Origin of the sequence: Acetobacter fabarum (assembly GCF_022483405.1) — a bacterium.
GTDB classification, from domain to species: domain Bacteria; phylum Pseudomonadota; class Alphaproteobacteria; order Acetobacterales; family Acetobacteraceae; genus Acetobacter; species Acetobacter fabarum.
The window spans coordinates 974,868-995,283 of record NZ_JAKVNI010000001.1 but is presented as its reverse complement, the minus strand read 5'-3'; the positions used below and the strand labels follow the sequence as shown (position 1 = coordinate 995,283).

The window sequence follows — 20,416 nt, the reverse complement described above, 5'->3', positions numbered from 1 at the left end:
AGAATCGTTTTTCTATGGACGTGGCGTAACAATGAATCATTTTTCGACGGGGAACCTATCGGAGTCTCCTGCCACACAATCTCGTCACGAAGCTAATCTTCCTGTAGCAATCCCTGCCTCAAACACTCCCATTAAAGCACGATGGGAGTTTTTACGGTCTCCTCTGTTTCTCGTCATTGTTGCGGCTCCAAATCTTATCTCTTTGGCGTATTGGGGCGTGATTGCTTCTCCTGTTTACCAATCAGAAACAATCGTCGTTGTTACCAATCCCAATAAAGATTCAGATAGTCTAACGTCCCTACTAGCCGGGAATGCTGGAGCATCGACTTCTGGAGCATATATTTTAAAAAATAGGCTGCTTTCGTGGGATGAATATAAATCGATCGACGAGAAATTTCATATCGCAAAAATATATAAAAATGGTGATTTTGTCGCACGTGCAGGTGGACTTTCGAGTTTCTGGCGCACTGATGATATTTCGATGTGGAAATACTATCAGAGTAAAATTGGAATCAATATTGATGAACAAACAGGAATTACAAAAATCATCGTAAGTGGATGGAATTCAAATGACACATTCAAAATATCAGAAGCTCTTATTCATGATGGTATCACGCACCTCAACCTTCTGAACACAGAAGAGGATAACGATTTCATCTCTTCCGCATCGACAGAAACGGAACGCCTAAGAAAAGAATTAGCGCTTGATGAAAGTGCTATCGCACAGTGGCGGACTGTGCATGGATATCTGAGCCCAGACTCAGACTATACATATCTGTCTAGTAAACATCTTCAGCTCGACAACAAGTATATTGACTTAAACAGTCAGTATCAGTCAGTCCTCCACAACACACCCGGCAACCCTTCTACCCTCACCCTAAAAACACAGATGAATGTTATTCAAAATGCGGAGCTAGATGCTCGTACAGCCTCTTTAGCTATTTTCCCTGTGGCGATTGAATACGAAACATTAAACTTAAAACGCGAAACTGATTCTAAATTGCTGGTATCTGCTGAAACAGCTCTTCAGGAAGCTCGCATAAAGTCAACTCAGAATCATTATTATTTGAAAACTGTAAGTAGACCCTCCGAGCCGCGTGCGCCATCAGGACCTCAGCGCTTAAAATGGATGCTTGTTGTCCTTATAACGAGCATCATTTTACGCGCTTTACTGGCATAGCCTGTATTCCCATTCGCTCCCCAAGATTGTCTTTACACGGATTCAATTCTCTCATGACCAAACTATGGGCTCACCTGAGACTTACTAGCGCTCTTACGCTCTGCCTTTCATCTCTGGAAGGATGTTCTCTACCGAATGCTGGCCCTTTGGCAGGAGAGGTAGAAGATACAAAGGGCGTAGAAACCGTTAATGTTACACCTGAACTTGCTTTGGATATGGTCCAACAGTTAAAAGAAGACGAACAAAAAAAGCTATCTCAAGCATTAGCAAAGCTTTCTAATACCCAACCTGCAAAGGAATATAAACTCCAACCCGGCGACACTGTTGATGTTTCTCTGTGGAGTTTTGCTGATGGCGGCAACACCACACAAACTTCCCCACTGGTAACCGGACCTCAAGCAACTAAACTCGGTACGTTCCAGATTGACACAAACGGAACCATTACTCTTCCGTACGCTGGTCGTATCGCTATCGCAAACCATACTCCAGACGCCGCACGCGATATAATTGCTCATAAATATGCAAAGCTCGGCCTTGTTCATTCACCTGATATCACACTGAATAGTTCAGCTACACAAAATGGTATTATCGTTACTGGCTCCACAGGCGAACCGAAAGTTCTATCATGGAACCCTGGTGGCATTACGCTTGCTCGTGCAATTACACTCACATTAGGTAATGGGACATCTACCCTGAGCGAAAACAGTGCATTAGACAATAGTACAAACGCCATTAGCGCTGCTGTTATTCGCAATGGAGAAGAAGTAGACATTCCTATTCCTGATGCTTTAAACCGTGATATACTTTTGCGCCCAGCTGACAAAATTATAATCAAACGAGAGCCTGCTGTGCAGGTCACAATAATCGGAGGTGGCATTAATAGAGCGGGCCTTTATGGCTTTTCGAAGCCGTTAGGTTTGGCTGCCACTATCGCTAGCGCACAAGGCCTGAATCCCAATGCGGCTAATAGCACTCGAATTTTTGTGTTTAGACAACAAATAGATCAAAAACCAATTCTGTACGTTTTTTCATGGAAAGACGGACGAGGTCTTATCGCTGCGCAACGCTTTCCTGTGAAAAATGAAGACATTGTATACGTCGCTGAATCACCCATTGTTCCAATTTCCCGTGTTCTTAACACCATTTTCCAAATGGCTCTTCCTGCTACTATCGCCAGATAAGTTTTTCTCATGAATTTCACTCCATATCTGACTCTTGCGGGTCTAAAGCCTGAGCAAGCAATACGTATCGCAGAACAGATAACATCATGGGAGGACCTCAGAGCGTGGCTTGATAAGCATAGTCCTACTGATGGTACACCCCCAACACAGCGCACTCCTATTGGAACGCCTGTAATGGAAACATCATGGAAGACGGCTTTAAAGCGGCGTTTCTTTACAATGCAGGAGAAAGGATATCCTGTAGGAAAAGAACCTTTGTGGCCCGCCGTTGTCGAACGGCGGAGACGAGTTTCACTCATTACAACACTTTTTTTGACTCTTTCATTAACATTACTTGCAAATGAAACTCTAACAGCTGAGCACATTACTCCTATACTTAAATCCTCCTACCTTGTTTTATATACAGTCATGAGTTATTTCATGATTGCAACTTTTGCAAAACTGGCAATCGGTTCATGGCATGCCTTACGCGGTCCCGAAGGAAATCCATGGCATCCGGCACATAGCGCCACCGACCCACGGCCAGAAGCAAAAGTTGCTGTTTTATTTCCCGTATATCATGAAGACCCTGCCAGAGTTGTCGCTGGCATGATTGCAACGGCACAATCCATTTGTCGCTATGCCCCTCATTATGCCAGTCGTTACGAATTTTTCCTTCTTTCTGATAGTAGGAAACCTGCTTATCGTATTGCAGAACTTGCTGCGCTTAACCATGCTCAAGACATATGTCCGGATATTTTATTTCATTATCGCTGGAGAACTTCCAATGACAATGCCAAGCTTGGAAACGTCATAGATTTTTGCCGTCGCTGGGGGAAATCCTACGAATATATGTTGGTAATGGATGCTGATAGCCTCATGCAGGGACAAACTATACATCAGTTACTTAGAATGATGGAAGGGAATCATCGGCTTGGTATCTTACAGACAAACCCAACACCGATTCTTCGTGAAAGCCTTTTCGGACGGATGCAGCAGTTCGCCGGGCGACTGTACGGGTCAGCGTTTTCTTATAGTCTTCAAGCCATGTATATGGGTCATGCTAGCTACATCGGTCACAATGCCCTAATCCGCACGCAAGCTTTCATCGAACATTGCATTCTACCTGACTTACCTGGGAAAACCCCATGGGGTGGTAAGCCCCTTAGCCACGACATTATTGAAGCTGCTTTAATGGCTCGTGCAGGTTATGAGGTATGGTTCCTTCCTGATATGGAAGGAAGCTATGAAGAAATACCAGCAAATATTCTAGGTTTTCTGATTCGAGAACGCCGATGGATGCAGGGAAATCTACAACATGCCCGCTTCTTATTTTTGGAAGGACTGAAGCCACTTCATCGAGAAAACTTTCTTAGCGGCTTTATGGGATATATGTCGGCTCCCTTATGGGCTGCATTTCTGATTATTTCTGCCGAGTCCATGGTGTCTTATCTTCAAAGTGGACATTTAGCTGAAGGAACGATTGCACAAATTGAAGTTCCTTCAATCATGATGCTTGCAGCCTCGGTAGTTTTTCTGTTCTCCCCCAGAATACTAGCAATATTCCTAAATATAAATAAATCAAAATCCTTTTTCTTTGGAGGAAAGCATAAACTAATCCTCTCAACCCTTGCAGAGACGGTTTTTTCTTTCTTTTTCGCTCCTCTTATGATGGCTTTCATTTCTCGCTTTGTCTGGTTCTGGCTGAAACGTAAAAGTATCTCATGGGGCACTCAACAGCGTGATGATGAGGCACTATCATGGCCTAGTTGCTTCAGACATTTTGGCTGGACAAGTGCTATTGGAATTATTGCAACAGTTGCTCTTTTTTATCAAATTAGCCATGTTCCAGTGCAAGTTGTTGCTCTCCTTACAATTGCTTCTGGGCACTGGTTACAGCCTGCTAGCATTTTCGTCTGGTTCTTTCCCATTTTAGCTGGATTAGGAGCTAGCGTTTTTATCGCCCGCATTACTAGCCGAACGTTCCCCTGCCTGAAAAAAGCCAAATGGTTCATGATCCCTGAAGAAATTGTTGTGCCACAGGAAATTATAGAAATGGAACAATGCAATGCCCATTTAAGATCCCTCATCCCTAACCCAGAAGAAATTCAAGATTGTATAAAATATGCTTTGTTAAATAAACTTTTTTATATCAAACAAAGAGCCAGAAGTCGCCTCAAATCGCAACTCTCTGAAAGAATTTTGAAACAGATTCATGACCAGAAGAAGCTATCCTTACCGGATTTCATGATTGCTATTTCTGATACACGTTGCCTAGACACATTGCATCAAATTTCATGTGAAAATGATATTTCCGAATCTAAGTTTCATTAGCTGACAACAAAACTTGTGATGAAAGATGAAATAACAACCTATGAGGAATACTCTTCCTCATGGTGAACTATACGCCAAACGGTTGTCTTACTCACTCCGAGAATACGCCCGACCTCTCGTAGAGAAGCTCCTTGAGCTACCAACTTACACACATAATGTCGTTGATATGATGTTAATTTCTGTGGCCTTCCAAGTATTTTTCCAGCGGCTCGCGCTGCAACCAATCCCGCTCTTGTTCTTTCTCTTATAATTTCTCGCTCAAATTCAGCAAAGCCGGCAAGAATGGTCAAAAATAACCGTCCATTTGGAGTACCAGTCTCCACACCAATATTTAAGATACGTAAACGGACACCTTTCGCATCCAATTCTCGCACGAGAGCCATGACGTCGATCGTGTCACGGCCAAGCCGATCTAACTTGACTGTAACAAGACTATCTCCTGCCCGCAGCCTTTTCAAAAGCGCCGACAACCCTGGCCGCTCATATGACGGCACGCTCCCTGAAATAACATCTGTAGTAATCTCTGTAACCCCTTCTGCATTTAACCTATGCAGCTGAGGATCATTCGTTTGATCTTCTGTTGAAACCCTTGCGTATCCATACAATGCCATGAGCTAAGGTTCTCTCCAGATAATATTGTTTCGACTTTAATCCGCAAAGCTAAGCGATGCGCTATGCTATCAATAGTCTGTAGAACAATAGTCATCATGCGTCCACTTTGAGCATATGAAAGAAAGTGGTTCATCACACACCCTCCGCACAATCCTAGCTCAGAATTTGCGCCATATGCGTTCTGCTAAAGGATGGTCTCAAGAAGACCTCGCTGACGCTGTCGGACTTCATCGGACGTATATAGGCAGCATTGAACGTGGAGAACGAAATCTAGGTATCGACAATGTTGAGCGCCTAGCTAATGCACTTCAAATACCGGTCACAAACCTTCTGACAAAGACCTAATTTGTGAATATTTATTATATTGTTAGTTAAGATTTTTATTTTCACATGACCATCATATATTTAGTTTAACTTTTCACGATCAATTTTTATCTTGTGATTGTTATGCATCATAAACGAATATAGCAGCGTTTCAGGCTATGGAGACTTACGAGTGTTGAAGCATAACGCTCGTAATCATTGATGAGCCTACCGCTCGACGCCCCAAAGCAACCCACGTTTTTGGTAATTGGCTGATAAGTCTCAATAAAGAATAAGTCACTTACCTCAAAATTAATCTTGCACAAAGAAACTTAAATATGGATCATGCTACCCGCCCATGTTTAAGGTTTTCACCGTGAACCGTCAGGATTTAATGGGGGGCATCAGAGAGTGTCTGACCCGCCTGCCTCCCCCTTATGAGAGCCATTATGGCGTTGTCCCACCTGCTCCACCTGAAAGTGGGGTATATCTGGACGACATCACAGCCTTGCACTCCCAGGCGATGGCTTCTCTGGGGCAAATTGCAGAATGGGCACGGGCGTCAACTGATCCCTATCTCATTAGCAGAACCCTCCGCAGCAGGGAGGCCGTCAGCAGTTCTGCAATGGAAGGCACCCACAGCACCCTGGATGAACTGCTGATCGTTGATGAAGACGATGAACAGGCCACGCAGGAAACGCGTCAGGTCAGGGATTATGCGTTGGCCCTTGAAAAATTCCTGCCTCTGGCCGCTGCATCCGGCAGAACCGTTTTCACACTCGACACCGTGCTGGCATTGCATCAGGAAGTCATGAGGCATGACATATCCTATATCGGCACTCCCGGAGCATTACGGACGACCGTAGTCTGGATTGGTGGCAGCAGACATAACATCGCCTATTCCACCTACAACCCGCCCCCACCTGACCGGGTGCTCCAATGTCTTCAAAACACACTGGATTATATGGCGGGAGATGGCATGCAGATGATGACACAATCACTCATCACGCGAGTTGCTATCGCCCATGCCCATTTTGAAGCTGTCCACCCATTCAGGGACGGCAATGGACGGGTTGGCAGACTTCTGATTCCGATGATGCTGGCAGCGGAACAAGAGCCACCTCTCTATCTCTCTTCCTACATTGAAGCGTACAAACAGGATTATTATGACGCGCTGAAACAGGCGCAGCAGAAACTGAACTGGCTCCCCCTGATTGCCTTCATGTCACAGGCTATTATTGGGACCGTGCAGGAATTCAAAGCTGTCAGGAAGGCGACCGAGACGCTGAAAGCGGAATGGCTGGGCAGACGCTCCTACAGAAAGAACTCCGCAGCGCTGAGAGCCCTGGATGTTCTGATTGATTGCCCAGTCATTACAGCAACACGACTAGGGAAAATTCTAGATATTTCTGCTCCTGCAACTAAAACTGCGCTGGAACAGTTACAGGCCGCTGGCATTTTGGTGGAACGCACCGGATATGCCAGAAACCGGATATTTTCTGCCCCCGAAGTCATGGCAATCATCAATAGACCATTCAGGGAAAGAGAACTGGATTCACCGGCCTAAACAGGCTAAATATGGCTCCATCAGGTTCCCAGACTGTTTAACCAATTCTGGGAACTCAGACACTAACCGGAAGACAGCACGTCGCATTCTTTTTGCTGTTTCAAGAAGTTAGAAACGTGTCACTGCGGGTTGGTTCGGGTTCGAGTCCCGCAGTTCGCACCACAAGCTGTTGAAAAACAGAGGTATTTTGTCCGAGAGGGAATTTTCCCATAATGGGAAAACTTCATGCTCCGCGCCATCCCGTCCCGACGCACAGGACAGCCTCGTTATCACTTCCGCCGCATCGTCCCGGCACTGCTCCGTCCCCTGTTGGGCAAGACCGAGATTTCCCTTGTCCTCCATACCTCTGATAAGCTGGTCGCCCGTGAACGTGCAGCCGCCCTGTATGCCAGGACGGGACAGCTTTTCAGAGCAGGCAAGATGCAACACCCCACCAAAGACGACCTTCTGGCCCTCTATCGCGACCTGATTGACAGCTACGAGGCCGCTCTGAAAGCGCAGGAAGAGAGTGCCGAAAAAGTGCTCGAAGCCGAACGCGCCCAGCATCTCATTGAAAAAGCCGATCTGGTCACCAAGCAATCAACCTTCCTCAATACGGTCCTGCCTCACATGGAAGGTCTTCTGAAGGGACTGGGACAACTCAGGCACACCCTCGAAAAACGGGAAGTCTGGGCTGTCACCGAAAAACAGGGCTTACAAAACCAGATCACCACGCTCTGTAGCCTGATCCAGACCAGCCTGCCTCACAATGAAGATAAACCCGATGGGCAGAAATCCTCGTCCAAACAACCGCGCAGCATGAAACTGTCGGCGGCGGCGGACAAATTTGTCTTCTCAGTACCATCCAAAAGTGCTGGCACCATCAAAGGAACGGGCAAGACTGTCGCCCTTTTCACCGAAGCCTTCGGAGATATCCCGGTTCATCAGATCACCGGCGACGTGGTTGGAGAATTTTACGACCTTCTCTCTGGCCTGCCGACCACCCATGGCAAAGGTAAAGTCACCCTCCCCCTTCGGGACGCTGTCAGAGAGGCTGAAGACAATGGAGCGGAACTCGTCTCCGGCAAGACCGTCAAAAACCATTTCTCGCGCATGTCTGCGATCTGGAGCGAACTGGTCCTGCGAGACCTCGCTCCCAAAAACCCTTGGGCCAACTGGTCTTTCGATTTAACACAAAAGACCAATCGCCGGGCCTGGTCAGAAGACGAACTGAGAACACTCCTGACGTCAAAATGGCTGGGGCGTGTTTTCCCCGAACGCACCTATCGGGGCATTGTGCGCATTGCTCTTTATACCGGCATGCGTCTGGGCGAGATCTGCAATCTGAGGAATGAGGATATCGAAGTCCTGAACGGTATTCCCTGTTTCCACATCCGACCCCATACGGTTGAGATCGACGGCAAAATTCGGGAATGGTCTCCCAAGACATCGGCCGGCACCCGTATCGTGCCCATTCACAGCAAACTGCTGGAAAAAGGTATCCTTGAGGAATTCAGAAACGCCGGCCCCTATTTCTTCAGTGAACTGCCTATCTCCAATTTCGGGGTGCGGGGCGCCAATTTTGAACTGATCTTTTCCAAGCATAAACGGCGCCTGAACCTGCCAACGCAGGTCACCTTTCACTCCTTCCGCCATCTGGTTTCAACCGTGCTCAGAAATCAGGACAGTCACATTCGAGAGCTTTGGATTGATGACCTGTTAGGCCATGAAGCCACCCATAAAAGTCAGGGCACGACCCAATACACATCGGCTATTTATCTGCAAAACCTTCAGCGTGTTGTGGAGGCCATTACCTATCCCGATGACATTGCAAACTGGTGAACACCGAGCCGGCCTGCTCTGGTTTTAGGGGCCGGAGTAAAGGACACTGGTGCTGTTTCTTGTCACCAAAACCCTCTCGTCATGCGACCATTGGTCGCTTTGGAAGGAAACCCAGGCGACCAACGGTCGCCTCACCCTCCCTTCATCAACGACCATTGGTCGCATGGCCAAACCCTCAAGTGCGACCATTGGTCGCTTTGGAAGGAAACCTGGGCGACCAACGGTCGCATCACCCGCCCTTCATCAACGACCATTGGTCGCATGGCCAAACCCTCGAGTGCGACCATTGGTCGCTTTGGGAAGAAACCTGGGCGACCAATGGTCGCATAAAACACCCCTTACAGTTTCTGCAAAAAGATGTGCTGTCTCCCAACCGAACACCTCTTTCCAATCAATTTATGACATGAAATCAGTCTCTTAATTCAAAGCCCAACAGCGTGAAGTCGGCACGTTCTGATCTGTCTGGGGATTGGGTGCGGTTAACACACACAACACAGTTTGCTTACGTCCTTCTACTGTTAAAAGAACCCCTTGCCCCGAATAGTCCGTCGTGCTGATGACCTTGAAACCCTTGTTCAATAACTCGGTCAAAGACAGCGCAAGTGGTTTCAACGTCGTGGGAACCGCCAAAGGACTATAGGGGGATTTCACACCCGACTGCGGCAGCCAGTCCCCCGATGACTGGGCAAAACCACAAACTGGCCCTAAAAGGCCAAGGGCTGTCATCACCATAAAACCGGCTTTGCGCATGAGACTTCCTCCTTCTAATGCTGTCACAGCCTGTAATGGATTGCCTCCTGTTTATCACACCAGACTTTAAGGGAGCGCTTCTATGCAACACACCTCGCTGGAAGATCAGGCCCGCACCTTGGAAGCCACGGGTGCTTACCGGGTTTTACGCCGTATCGCGCCCCTTCCGCTTGAGACGCAGGTGCCACGTGATCAGACCCGTGTGGGCCTTTTTCTGGATCTGGAAACAACCGGCCTCGACCCTGCCTGTCATGAGATCATCGAATTCGGGATGGTGCCCTTTGTGTTGATTTTCACTGAGAACTGGGTTCTTCCGCACTTTTCGTGATGGGTATCTTGTACTTAGGTTCCGGAACTGGGAAATCCAGAAAGTCGTTCACTTTCATGGATATTCCCCAGTGTCACGCCTTCGGTCTCTTGATCTTCCCCGTTCCCTCGTCGTTCGTCGTGTTGTTGCACTGGACAACAGAGTGGAGATCGAAGTCAGTCTGCGAAAGCGGAGTGCAGTGTGTCCGGACTGTCAGTGCCCGACACGACGCATTCACAGTTTCTATCAGAGAAAACTCGCGGATCTTCCATGGCAGGGCCGTCCAGCCACGCTGATCGTTTCTGTGCCGCGCTTTTTCTGCCAGACGATGCTTTGTCCACGTCGGACGTTTGTCATGCCCCTTGAGGGGATAACCGTGCGTCATGGCAGACAGACCACACGTCTTGCCGATCTTCATTATTATATCGCCCACACCCTGGGCGGTTCCGCTGGAGCACGAATGACCGTGCGCCTGTGTTGCCCCATCAGCGCGGATACTCTTGTCCGCCGTCTTCTCTCACGTGTGCAGAACACCACAAAAGGCACGGCCCTTACACGTGTGGTGGGGGTGGATGACTGGGCATGGCGGCGGGGACATCACTATGGAACGATTGTGGTTGATCTTGAGAAAAATGATGTCATTGACCTCCTGCCAGATCGGGACGCTGATACCCTTGCCCGATGGCTGCAGGTCCACCCCGGTATTGAAATCATTGCCAGAGACCGTGCCGGTACTTATGCAGACGGATGCCGCAGAGGCGCACCATCCGCTCTTCAGGTGACAGACCGCTGGCATCTGCTGAAGAACCTGTCAGACGCTTTTGTCAGCATTCTGGACCGTTTTACGACGACTGTCAGGACCCTGACACGACAGATGAACGTATCAACGGTCGTAAGCAAAATATCTGAAACAATCAGAGCGCATCCAGAAGAGGCGCAGGCGGTCGTCAGGTCAGCCTCTGGGGAACGGCGTGACATTCTTTTCAAGGAAGCTCTTGCCCTGAAAGCAGCGGGACACAGCATTCAGGCTATCGCCACAACGATCGGGGTAGAGAGAAAAACCGTGCGGCGCTGGTTTCAGCGGGGCCATGCACCACCATGGAAAAGAACGGTTCCGTCACGCAGCATACTCGTGCCTTACACAGCCCACCTGGAAAAGAGATGGTCCGAAGGATGTCGCAATAGTCGTCAGCTATGGCGGGAACTCCTGGAGCAGGGCTTTGCAGGACAATATGGCACCGTCTGGAAATGGGTGGCGACGCGACAGGGATGTTCCGCGAAACCCGTTCCTTCCGCGCATGTCGTTGCACCTCGGGGACGCAGACTTGCGCGGCTTCTCCTCGCAGAGGATCCGTTATCTGCCGGACAGGAGGGACTGCTGGTTCCTGCCCTTCTGGAAGCTGAACCGCACCTTGCCGTCACACTCTGCTGGCTCAGGAAAATGCAGACCCTGCTCTGTAAAAGGGGTGACACCTGCACGGGAGGCGATCTGAAGGCTCTGCTGGAAGAAGGAAAGACGACGCTGCTGTCACGTCTGATTCCCGCGCTTGAACGGGATGCGGCTGCCATTGAAGCGTCTCTTGTCACACCTTGGACAACCAGCCCGGTTGAAGGACAGATCAGCCGACTGAAAATGATCAAGCGAACCATGTTCGGAAGAGCAGGCTTCGAACTCCTCAGGGCGCGTGTCCTTCAGCCCGCATAATCAAAAAACATCATCACGAAAAGTGCGGAAGAACCAATGCGGGTTATCTTCTGGGGTGTTGTAGCAATGGCTATAACAGCGGGAATAGGAAAGATGTTTGGCGTTCAGGCTTGATATGTACCCACACGCATTTCCCCACCCCTGTTTTAATTAGTACAACTTCTCTGACCTTCAATCAAAACCCTGTCAGTATAACCCATTATTTCTGATCCAGAATCACAATCTTTATTGAAAGATGCCTGAGCATTCCTGCCTATATCAAACAATATCGTTCAAATTGGCGCTCATAACATAACCACTCCCTCTGATAGTATGAATCAGAGGGGGAGCATCCTGCCCCAATTTTTCCCGCAGGCGGCAAACATGTGTTTCAACAATGTTTGTACGAACCGGAAAATCCATATGCCAGACATCTTTCAGCAACATCTGACGGGAAAGAATTGTTCCAGCATTGCGCATAAAATATTCTAGGAGTTTGAACTCCTGTGGTTGCAGAAAAATTTTCTCTCCATTGCGGGTCACTGCTAGTGTCAGCAAATTCAGCTCTACACCATCTACATTCAGGATGGCCATGTTCCGAAAAGACGAGGATCGACGTAGTAAAACCTGCACACGCGCAACAAGTTCTGGCAAGGCGAAGGGTTTAACCATGTAGTCATCCGCGCCATGCCGCAAACCGGCCACACGGCTTGGCACGCCGTCCATGGTAGTCAAGAACAGCACTGGCGTCATAATACCCTGAGCGCGCATGCGCATAAGAATGGTCAACCCATCCAGACCCGGCAACATCCGGTCCAGAATAATGACGTCCCATGGCTGGGAGAGCGCATAATGCGATCCGTCATTCCCATTTGCTACAGAGACGACGTCAACCCCGCATTTTTCCAGCCCCTGTTGCAGGTAATCCGTTGTAACATGGTCGTCTTCAACCAGCAGCAGGCGGGGACGTGTGACCGACGTCATGACTGCAGACCAATCACAGTTTTGCATCTTACTGAAAGCGCGCTCATTTCTGTCTCACGGTATCAGGATCAGTGCTATATGGCACTATCTATGATGCAAAACCGGTCATGATTGGGGATTTTTTAATTTATCAACTACCGGATATGGGACACACCCTCCCCTTCATACCTTGCGAGATTACGGCAATGCGTCACAATATCCCATGATATTCGGGAACAAACCATTCAAACGCCAGAGTGCTGCGGCCCGGCGTATCATGGCCACAACGGCATTTCGTATTGTCACGCTGTTTGCCAGTCTTTTTATACTGGGTGGCACGGTCATGACCGTAACATCCGGCCTTTACAGCCAGTCCACCCTACGCCAGCAAATCCGTCAGGCAGTAGAAAACGAAGGCCACGAAACATTTGCCGATGCAGGCACGGCAGATGTGCACCACCTCCTGCCTGTTGTGCAGGGGCTGATCGAACATGAACCCGGCTTCCATTACCTTCTCCAAGGTCCCGGCCAGGTAGTTGTTACGGGTAATATGCTGCACCTGAAACCCATAGCAGGAGAACGCTGGCTAACCTGGTCCCACCGCCTGCCAAAGGAAGCAAACCAGAACATTGTTTATGGCATAGGCTACCTTCTGGATGATGGTGGCTATTACTTTGTCGGCATGGATGCCTCCTCCCTGACACACCTACAGCATGCCTTGTGGACCACGCTCCTATGGGAAATTGCAGGTTTTGGGCTCATGGGAATGGCTGGCGGTCTTTTCCTGAGCAACCTGATCCTGAAATGGATCGAAACCATAAACAGAACAGCGCGCAGCATTATGCAAGGGGACATGTCGCGCCGCATTCCCCTGCGTGGCACCAATGATGAGCTTGACCATCTTTCAGAAAGCCTGAATGCCATGCTTGATCAGAACGAATTCCTGATTGCCAGCTTAAAACAGGTTTCCAATGACATTGCACACGACATGCGCCGCCCACTGGCCCGCATGCGCCAGAACCTTGAACGTGCCAGCCTGGCCCGTTTACCAGCCGAAAACATGCAGGAGCAGGTCGAGCTTGCGATTGTGGAACTGGATGCAGCGCTAGAAATATTTTCCTCCCTGCTCAAACTCGCCCAGCTTGAAGCAGGTGCATGGAACAAGGAAATGGAACCTCTAGACCCGGCCCAACTGCTGGAATCCGTGCTGGAACCCTATCGTTCCGTCATAGAGGACCATGGACAGTACCTGCTCGCCCCACCCATGCCAGCCTGCCCTGCCATTATTGGGCATCCAGTGCTTTTGCGGCAGGCCTTTTCCAACCTGATTGAAAATGCCATACGGCACACCCCCAGCCAGACCACCATTACTGCGGCCATTAAGGTAACAGGCAACAATATCCACATAGAAATAACCGATAACGGCCCCGGCATCCCGGGCGAGGCCATGCTACGGGTTTTTGATCGTTTTGTCCGGCTGGATACAAGCCGCACGCATGATGGCAATGGACTTGGGCTCAGCATGGTCAAGGCGATCATACAACTGCATGCAGGCACAATTATCCTGCGTGATAACAAACCCGGTTTGTGCTGCATAATCTCACTGCCTGTAAAAACCCAATAAGCGACCATGCTTTATTGGGGATACTATAGTGGGTCTGCTCTGCCCCCATAGCGCTTTGGCGGAAGATTGGGGGATTGTAAGCTGACACTGCCGGAAGCTTGAGCCAGATGTGGTAGCACCACCTGCATCTTGAGACGCAATTGCATGCAGTGCTCCCAATATGCAGGGACCAACATCCGGGGTCCGATAGCCAATGCTCCTCTGGTTCCTTATTCTGGTCACATCAACTGCTGCATTTGGCCTGAGCGCTGTATCCGGCGGTGGCGCCGGACTTATTCTAATGCCCCTACTGGGGCTGGCGTTGCCGGGCAACCAGGTGCCCGCAACCCTGTCGATCGGCACAGCCGCCAGTTCCGCAGCCCGCATTCTCTCCTTCAGGCATGCAATCCGGTGGGACATTGTCCGCCATTTTGCCCCCACGGCATTACCGTTTGCGGGCCTTGGTGTCTGGGCTTTGAGTTGTATGAACCCGGCCTACCTCTCGCTCCTTCTGGGCCTGTTCCTTATGGGGAACCTGCCGATGCTTTTTCGTAAACCTGCTTCCTGCTGCACGGTTGCAACGGTTCCTGTTGCAAAGCTGCATATGCTGGGGGCCGCGGCTGGGTTCATATCCGGTTTTACGGGAGCCGTTGGTCTGGTTTTTAACGGGTTCTATTATCGGCTGGGTTTACGGAAGGAAGAAATTATCGCAACCCGTGCAGCCAACGAAATTTTGCTACATCTGCTCAAAATCATTCTTTACGCTATATTTGGCCTGCTCAGTACCCAAGCAACCGTTGCAGGGCTTGCCGTAGCAATGGCCGCAATCCTGTCTTCCATGGGCATGAAATACCTTCTGCCTTACCTGCATGACCGCCTGTTCCACCACATTGGCCATGCTGCCATGGTGGTAGCCGGTATCATGATGGTGATCATCGCCGGTGAGCAGATTGCACAACAGGAGAACATTACTGTTCATTTCGCCCACGCAGATGAAGAAGTCGCAGCATCCCTGTCATGGCAAGAGCATACTTTTGCACTGGAATGGGAGAATGGAGGCGAGCTGGAACTGAGCCATGATACCCAAAAGGCCAATCGGCTCTAACACATGGTCAGACTTCTCGCAGTTGCCCAAAGCGCTTCCTGTATTCAGCCGGTGTTACACCAAGATGGCGCTGGAAAACCCGCCGCAAAACCCTGACAGACCCAAAGCCTGCTTCAGCAGCCACCACCTTGGGCGGCTTACGCCCTTCTTCAAGCAGGTTGCGGGCAATCATCAGGCGTGTCTGCTCAACCCATCTGGCGGGCGATAACCCTGTTTCCTGCGCAAAAAGCCGCGTAAGCTGCCTGCGTTCCAGCGCAATCATCCCTGCCATGGCTTCTACACTGTATTCAGCGTCCGGCTGCTGCAAAATCTGCCGTTGAAGAGACTGCAAGGCAGACCGCCCGGCTGGGGACAGTTCCCTTTGCCGGCTGTACTGTAGTTGCCCTCCGGGTCGTTTGTAAAAAAGCACGAGTTGCCGGGCGACATCACGGGCAATTCGCTCCCCCATATCCTCCCGCACCAGCGCAAGCGCCAAATCCAGACCGGAGGATACACCTGCCGCAGTTCTAAGAGCCCCTTCCTCGCGCACAATTGCATCTGCATCCACCGTTACGGCGGGGAATCTGTGGCGAACACGGTCCACATCAGCCCAGTGCGTAGCAATGGTCTGTCCATCCAGCAGGCCGGTTTCTGCCAACGGAAAAACACCCCCACAGATTGACCCAAACCGGCGGGCTTTGGGGGCTTCCTGCCGCAGCCATCTGGTCAGGGCCGGGTTGTAACTTCTGGTCGCTGCATCGGGGGCTCCGGCCACGAGCAGGGTATCCACACATTTGCTGCCAATATCCCCCAGCAGCAGGTCAGCCCGCAGATTGAAACCACACGAACTTCGGATATCTTTTTTGGCTGCCACAAGGACAGACCGATAAAGTGGCCTGCCGTAAAACGTATTGGCTTCGGCAAAAACATCGGCAGGTCCGGCAATATCCATAAGCTGGACACCATCACTCACCACAAAAACAATCAGAAGTTCGGTCATCAGGTTTCCGGATTTTTCTCAGCCCAACATGCTTCCAGTTTCCATATAACGCTGATGCCAGGCAAGGGCTGCGGGAAGATGATGCGGAATATGCTGCCCAAAGCCATACCGCTTGGCCTGCTCGAAATAATCCTGCAAATGTGGCCTGAAATCAGGATGTGCACACTTGTCAATAATCGCCCGTGCCCGTTCCACCGGGGCAAGGCCACGCAGATCTGCCAACCCCTGTTCGGAAACAATAATCTGCACATCCTGCAAAATATGATCGGTATGCGGCACCATTGGCACAAAGGCGGATATTTTTCCTCCTTTGGCGGTAGAAGGTGACACAAACATGGACAGAAACGCATTCCGTGCAAAATCGCCAGAACCACCTATTCCATTTTGGATCCGTGACCCCATGACACAGGTGGAGTTCACGTTGCCATAAATGTCCGCCTCGATCATGCCGTTCATGGCAATAATTCCAAGGCGCCGGATGAGTTCGGGGCTGTTGCTGACTTCCTGCTGCCGAAGCACAATTTTCTGGCGGAAAAATGCAGCTTGATGGTTGATACGCTGCGCTGCTTCCGGGCTAAGGGAAAAAGAGGAGGCCGAAGCAACAGTCATGCGCCCGCTTTCCAGCATGGATAGCATACCGTCTTGAATAACCTCACTAAAACCAGTTAGGTTTTCAAAATGGCTTTCATTCAAACCTTCCAGAACGGCATTGGCAATATTGCCAACGCCACTTTGCAACGGCAACAGTGAGGGGGGAAGCCGCCCCTGTTTTACCTCATGTGCAAAAAACTCCATAACATGCCCGGCAATCTGCCGTGCAGTTGTATCAGGTTCTGCAAATGGTGCGTTACGGTCAGGCTCATCCGTAACAACAACAGCCACAAGCCGGTTAAGGTCAATGGCAAGTGTGCCGTTCCCTATACGGTCACCGGGGTGTAGCAGGGGTATAATCTGCCCGTTTGGTGGCATTTGCACACCACCCCAGATATCGTGAATGCCTGCAAGTTCAGGATTCTGCCAGGTATTGACCTCAACAATAATTTTATCCGCGATCTGCACCCATGTCGGGCTGTTGCCGACAGAAGAGCTAAGGATCACTTGCCCATCTGGCGTAACGGCAACCGCTTCGATAATCGCGACATCCGGCTTACCAAACTGCCCTTGCCGCGCCTTCTGGGCCACCTGACCAAGATGTGTATCAAGGTAAAGCGTGCTGCCTTCGTTAATCCGGGCCCGCATGGCGGTATCCCCATTGTAGGGGCTGCGAAACGCCACCGCGTTAGCTCTGGCCAGCGCTCCATCCAGCTGCGGCCCGGTTGAAGCCCCGGTTAGCAACCGCACCGTAAACGGCTCCCCGGCCGCATGGGCTGCCTCAATCCGTTGGGCAAGGGCCTCGGGTACGGCCTTGGGGTATCCGGCACCGGTAAAGCCACTGGTGGCAATAACATCCTTATTCCGGATCAGGGCTGCGGCTTCTTGTGCCGTCATGATGCGATCAAGAAATGTCTGATGAGCAATACGGTCTTTCATGGCCAGATTCATCCAAGTGTTCCTGAGGTCACTTATGATGAAAGCTGAACAGCCAACACAGCAATGAGAATGATGGTCCGCAAAAAGGTATCATAGACCATATTGGGACATGTCTCTCCACATGACTGTGAGCCACCAAGCACCGGTTACGGATAGCGCCTGCCTGTTAAGATGTTGCCCAGCGCGTTAAAAACTTTCTCATCTGCGCATGATATTGGTAGATCATGAGCAGCCCACGGCATCAAACGTGATCTGAAGTCAATTGGCGTCAATGTTCCATCGGGGAATGAGGTCTGATATGTCGATTTTTTACGGTCTTTCAGCTTTTCCCATAACACCCACCAACTCACATGGTGTGGTCGATACAGAAGGTGTAATGCACCTGACGGGCTACCTGTCAGCCAATGGTGTAGATTCCATTGGCCTGTTAGGCAGCACCGGAACTTATGCCTATCTGAGCCGGACAGAACGATGCAGGGCCGTTCGGGCAGCGGTCAAAGCCATTGGCGGTAAAACCCCTCTGATCGTGGGGGTTGGAACCCTGCGCACTGATGATGCACAGAACCTTGCACGCGATGCGGCCGCCGAAGGCGCAGATGGGCTGTTAATGGCCCCTGTATCCTATACCCCCCTCACGCAGGAAGAGGCCTACCAGCACTATGCCGCGGTCGCGGCAGTCACGCCTTTGCCCCTGTGTATTTATAACAACCCCAGCACGACACATTTCAGCTTTGGTCGTACCCTACTGGAACGGCTGGCAGATATACCCAACATTGCCGCCATAAAAATGCCAGCCCCAGCAGCAGGCACGGTCACACAGGAACTGGCAGAACTACGGAACAGCCCGACTGGAAAACTCAGTATTGGCTATAGTGGAGACTGGATTGCTGCCGAAGCCCTGCTGGCTGGATGCGACGGGTGGTTTAGTGTTTTAGGGGGATTTCTGCCCCGACTGGCCAAAGCCTTGGTCAGAGCTGCGCGTGCAGGTGATGTGGCTTCTGTAAACCATTACCAGAAAACCCTTCTGCCTCTGTGGCAGCTCTTCAAGGAATTCGGGAGCTTGCGCGTGGCTTATGCTGCAACCCGTTTTTTGGGGCTTGCCAATGCCCAGCCCCCTTTACCTATTCTGCCACTCAGCCCCCAGAACCAGCAGAGGGTGATTGAGGCATTACAGGCCTGCATGGATGATTGTTCCTAAAAACATCCCTGCATGCCATACGCAGCCGCGCATGAAGCATAGCGCGTCTGGCGCTAGGATTTTAGTGTACGGCCAGAAAAACCTTTATGATACATAACAACACTTACCAGACCTATGCCACAGGCCAGTACAAACGCAGGACCGAATGATCCATAACGGGTTGCCAGAATACCCGTCAGCAAAGGAGCCAGAACACCCCCCAGTGAAGCACCGGTATTCTGTATGGCTTCAAGCGTTGCAACGCGGTTTTCCGTAACAATCAATGTACCCAGTGTCCATCCGCAACTCACAGCCACACCACTGGCAAACAGTGTAAACGTCAACAGGACTATGGCCGGGATCGATCCCGGTTGCAAAGCGAGTGTCCCGGTCAGGATTGCACAGGCAAGCATGGACAACACCACAGTACGCCTGCATGCCACTAAAGGAGCAACTCCGCGCTGGCTGATCATGTCCATCAGCCGCCCTCCCATAAAACAGCCCAAAAAACTGAAAATCTGAGGGAATGCTGATAATAATCCTGCCTGAATGACTGAAAGATTTTCCGTTTTCTCCAGCCAGGCCGGCAACCAGGTTACATAAAGCGAGCTAAGATAGACCACACCTGTATAACCTGCCGTAGCCGCCCATGTGTTACGTTGCCTGAGCAGGTACCCCAGATCATCCTTTAACGCAGAACGGAGTGATGCCGTTGCAGAATGAGCAGGTGTGGGAGCAGACACCTCGCCCGAAGCCGGGTCGCGATAATAAACAATCCAGATAACCGCAAGCAGAAGATTGATCACGCCCACCAGGACCGACATATCCCGCCAGCCCCACCAAGCCATGATGGCCAGCAAAAAAGGAGGAGCCAGTGCAGGCCCCAAGGAGGCAGAACCATTAAACAGCCCGATCGCACTACCCCGCTCTTCCGCCGAAAACCAGTGAACCAGAACACGCGTGCCCGCCAGAAACAAAGGAGCCTCCCCCACACCCAGCAAGGCACGGGTCCAGAAAATATTGGTCGAACTATCCACCAGTCCAAACAATATTTCGGAAAACGAGCATAAAACCAGAGACGCCCCAAGAAACACCCGCCCCCCCAGACGGTCAGCCAGGAGCCCTATTGGAATCTGGCTGATCATGTAGGTCCATGCCAGAGCGGACAACAGCCAGCCCATGGTCTCATAGGACAAATGCAGGTCTGCCATAATCGCAGTATTGCCGATGGAAAGGGTTGCACGATCAATGTAATTGATGCATCCCGCCCCTACGAGCAGAAGAAGAGTCATACGCTGGCGCGTGCGGTACCTTGTATCCTGCATAAGAAATAAAATACCT

General features: G+C 50.5%; 17 protein-coding genes. 11 read left to right on the top strand and 6 right to left on the bottom strand.

Annotated elements, in window-relative coordinates; translation table 11 throughout:
• The first annotated feature begins 31 nt into the window (after positions 1–31).
• The 3 genes from LKE65_RS04760 to mdoH are packed head-to-tail and all read left to right on the top strand — an operon-like array spanning position 32 to position 4,674.
• Positions 32–1,180 carry a hypothetical protein gene (locus tag LKE65_RS04760; protein ID WP_253545184.1) on the top strand — a complete coding sequence of 383 codons (1,149 nt, stop codon included), beginning with the start codon at positions 32–34 and terminating at the stop codon, positions 1,178–1,180.
• Between the two features lie 53 nt (positions 1,181–1,233).
• On the top strand, positions 1,234–2,361 hold the full coding sequence (locus tag LKE65_RS04755) for a polysaccharide biosynthesis/export family protein (RefSeq protein ID WP_253545186.1): 1,128 nt from the start codon (positions 1,234–1,236) through the stop codon (positions 2,359–2,361).
• A gap of 9 nt (positions 2,362–2,370) precedes the next feature.
• Positions 2,371–4,674 (top strand): glucans biosynthesis glucosyltransferase MdoH, encoded by a 2,304-nt coding sequence (mdoH, locus tag LKE65_RS04750; RefSeq protein ID WP_253545188.1) that lies wholly within the window; start codon positions 2,371–2,373, stop codon positions 4,672–4,674.
• Positions 4,675–4,712: 38 nt separating this feature from the next.
• Here the strand turns inward: mdoH and LKE65_RS04745 are convergent, their stop codons facing one another.
• Entirely contained in the window at positions 4,713–5,285 is a 573-nt protein-coding gene (locus tag LKE65_RS04745; protein ID WP_253545190.1) for a recombinase family protein, read from the bottom strand.
• Positions 5,286–5,400: 115 nt separating this feature from the next.
• Between LKE65_RS04745 and LKE65_RS04740 the strand changes: the two genes are divergently transcribed.
• The 3 genes from LKE65_RS04740 to LKE65_RS04730 all read left to right on the top strand — a co-directional run bounded on the left by LKE65_RS04740 (position 5,401) and on the right by LKE65_RS04730 (position 8,977).
• Entirely contained in the window at positions 5,401–5,631 is a 231-nt protein-coding gene (locus LKE65_RS04740; protein WP_278740629.1) for a helix-turn-helix domain-containing protein, read from the top strand.
• Positions 5,632–5,965: 334 nt separating this feature from the next.
• Positions 5,966–7,156, top strand: coding sequence for a Fic family protein (locus tag LKE65_RS04735; protein WP_278740628.1), 1,191 nt, complete (start codon positions 5,966–5,968; stop codon positions 7,154–7,156).
• A 225-nt stretch (positions 7,157–7,381) separates the two neighbouring features.
• A complete protein-coding gene (locus tag LKE65_RS04730) occupies positions 7,382–8,977 on the top strand; it encodes a tyrosine-type recombinase/integrase (protein ID WP_278740627.1) in 1,596 nt (531 codons plus the stop codon).
• A 417-nt stretch (positions 8,978–9,394) separates the two neighbouring features.
• Here the strand turns inward: LKE65_RS04730 and LKE65_RS04725 are convergent, their stop codons facing one another.
• The gene (locus LKE65_RS04725) at positions 9,395–9,727 is read right to left on the bottom strand and encodes a hypothetical protein (protein WP_244896516.1); all 333 of its coding nucleotides are present in this window, start codon (positions 9,725–9,727) and stop codon (positions 9,395–9,397) included.
• An 82-nt stretch (positions 9,728–9,809) separates the two neighbouring features.
• Here LKE65_RS04725 and LKE65_RS04720 point away from each other — a divergent pair, with 82 nt between their 5' ends.
• Positions 9,810–10,055 carry a hypothetical protein gene (locus LKE65_RS04720; RefSeq protein ID WP_278740626.1) on the top strand — a complete coding sequence of 82 codons (246 nt, stop codon included), beginning with the start codon at positions 9,810–9,812 and terminating at the stop codon, positions 10,053–10,055.
• Between the two features lie 70 nt (positions 10,056–10,125).
• Entirely contained in the window at positions 10,126–11,739 is a 1,614-nt protein-coding gene (locus LKE65_RS04715; protein WP_278740625.1) for an ISL3 family transposase, read from the top strand.
• A gap of 258 nt (positions 11,740–11,997) precedes the next feature.
• On the opposite strand, the gene LKE65_RS04710 is transcribed toward LKE65_RS04715, so the two are convergent.
• Positions 11,998–12,702: a response regulator transcription factor gene (locus tag LKE65_RS04710; RefSeq protein ID WP_278740624.1), complete on the bottom strand. Its 705-nt coding sequence runs from the start codon at positions 12,700–12,702 to the stop codon at positions 11,998–12,000.
• A 202-nt stretch (positions 12,703–12,904) separates the two neighbouring features.
• Here LKE65_RS04710 and LKE65_RS04705 point away from each other — a divergent pair, with 202 nt between their 5' ends.
• Positions 12,905–14,305, top strand: a complete 1,401-nt coding sequence (locus tag LKE65_RS04705; protein WP_278740623.1) for a sensor histidine kinase — start codon at positions 12,905–12,907, stop codon at positions 14,303–14,305.
• 193 nt (positions 14,306–14,498) lie between these two features.
• Positions 14,499–15,389 (top strand): sulfite exporter TauE/SafE family protein, encoded by an 891-nt coding sequence (locus LKE65_RS04700; RefSeq protein WP_278740622.1) that lies wholly within the window; start codon positions 14,499–14,501, stop codon positions 15,387–15,389.
• A gap of 7 nt (positions 15,390–15,396) precedes the next feature.
• On the opposite strand, the gene LKE65_RS04695 is transcribed toward LKE65_RS04700, so the two are convergent.
• Complete coding sequence (locus tag LKE65_RS04695) at positions 15,397–16,368, bottom strand: GlxA family transcriptional regulator (protein WP_278740621.1); 972 nt, start codon at positions 16,366–16,368, stop codon at positions 15,397–15,399.
• A gap of 18 nt (positions 16,369–16,386) precedes the next feature.
• Positions 16,387–17,898, bottom strand: a complete 1,512-nt coding sequence (locus tag LKE65_RS04690) for an acetyl-CoA hydrolase/transferase family protein (RefSeq protein WP_086645151.1) — start codon at positions 17,896–17,898, stop codon at positions 16,387–16,389.
• A 298-nt stretch (positions 17,899–18,196) separates the two neighbouring features.
• Here LKE65_RS04690 and LKE65_RS04685 point away from each other — a divergent pair, with 298 nt between their 5' ends.
• On the top strand, positions 18,197–19,096 hold the full coding sequence (locus LKE65_RS04685) for a dihydrodipicolinate synthase family protein (protein WP_278740620.1): 900 nt from the start codon (positions 18,197–18,199) through the stop codon (positions 19,094–19,096).
• A gap of 53 nt (positions 19,097–19,149) precedes the next feature.
• On the opposite strand, the gene LKE65_RS04680 is transcribed toward LKE65_RS04685, so the two are convergent.
• The gene (locus LKE65_RS04680; protein WP_278740619.1) at positions 19,150–20,400 is read right to left on the bottom strand and encodes an MFS transporter; all 1,251 of its coding nucleotides are present in this window, start codon (positions 20,398–20,400) and stop codon (positions 19,150–19,152) included.
• Positions 20,401–20,416: the final 16 nt, after the last annotated feature.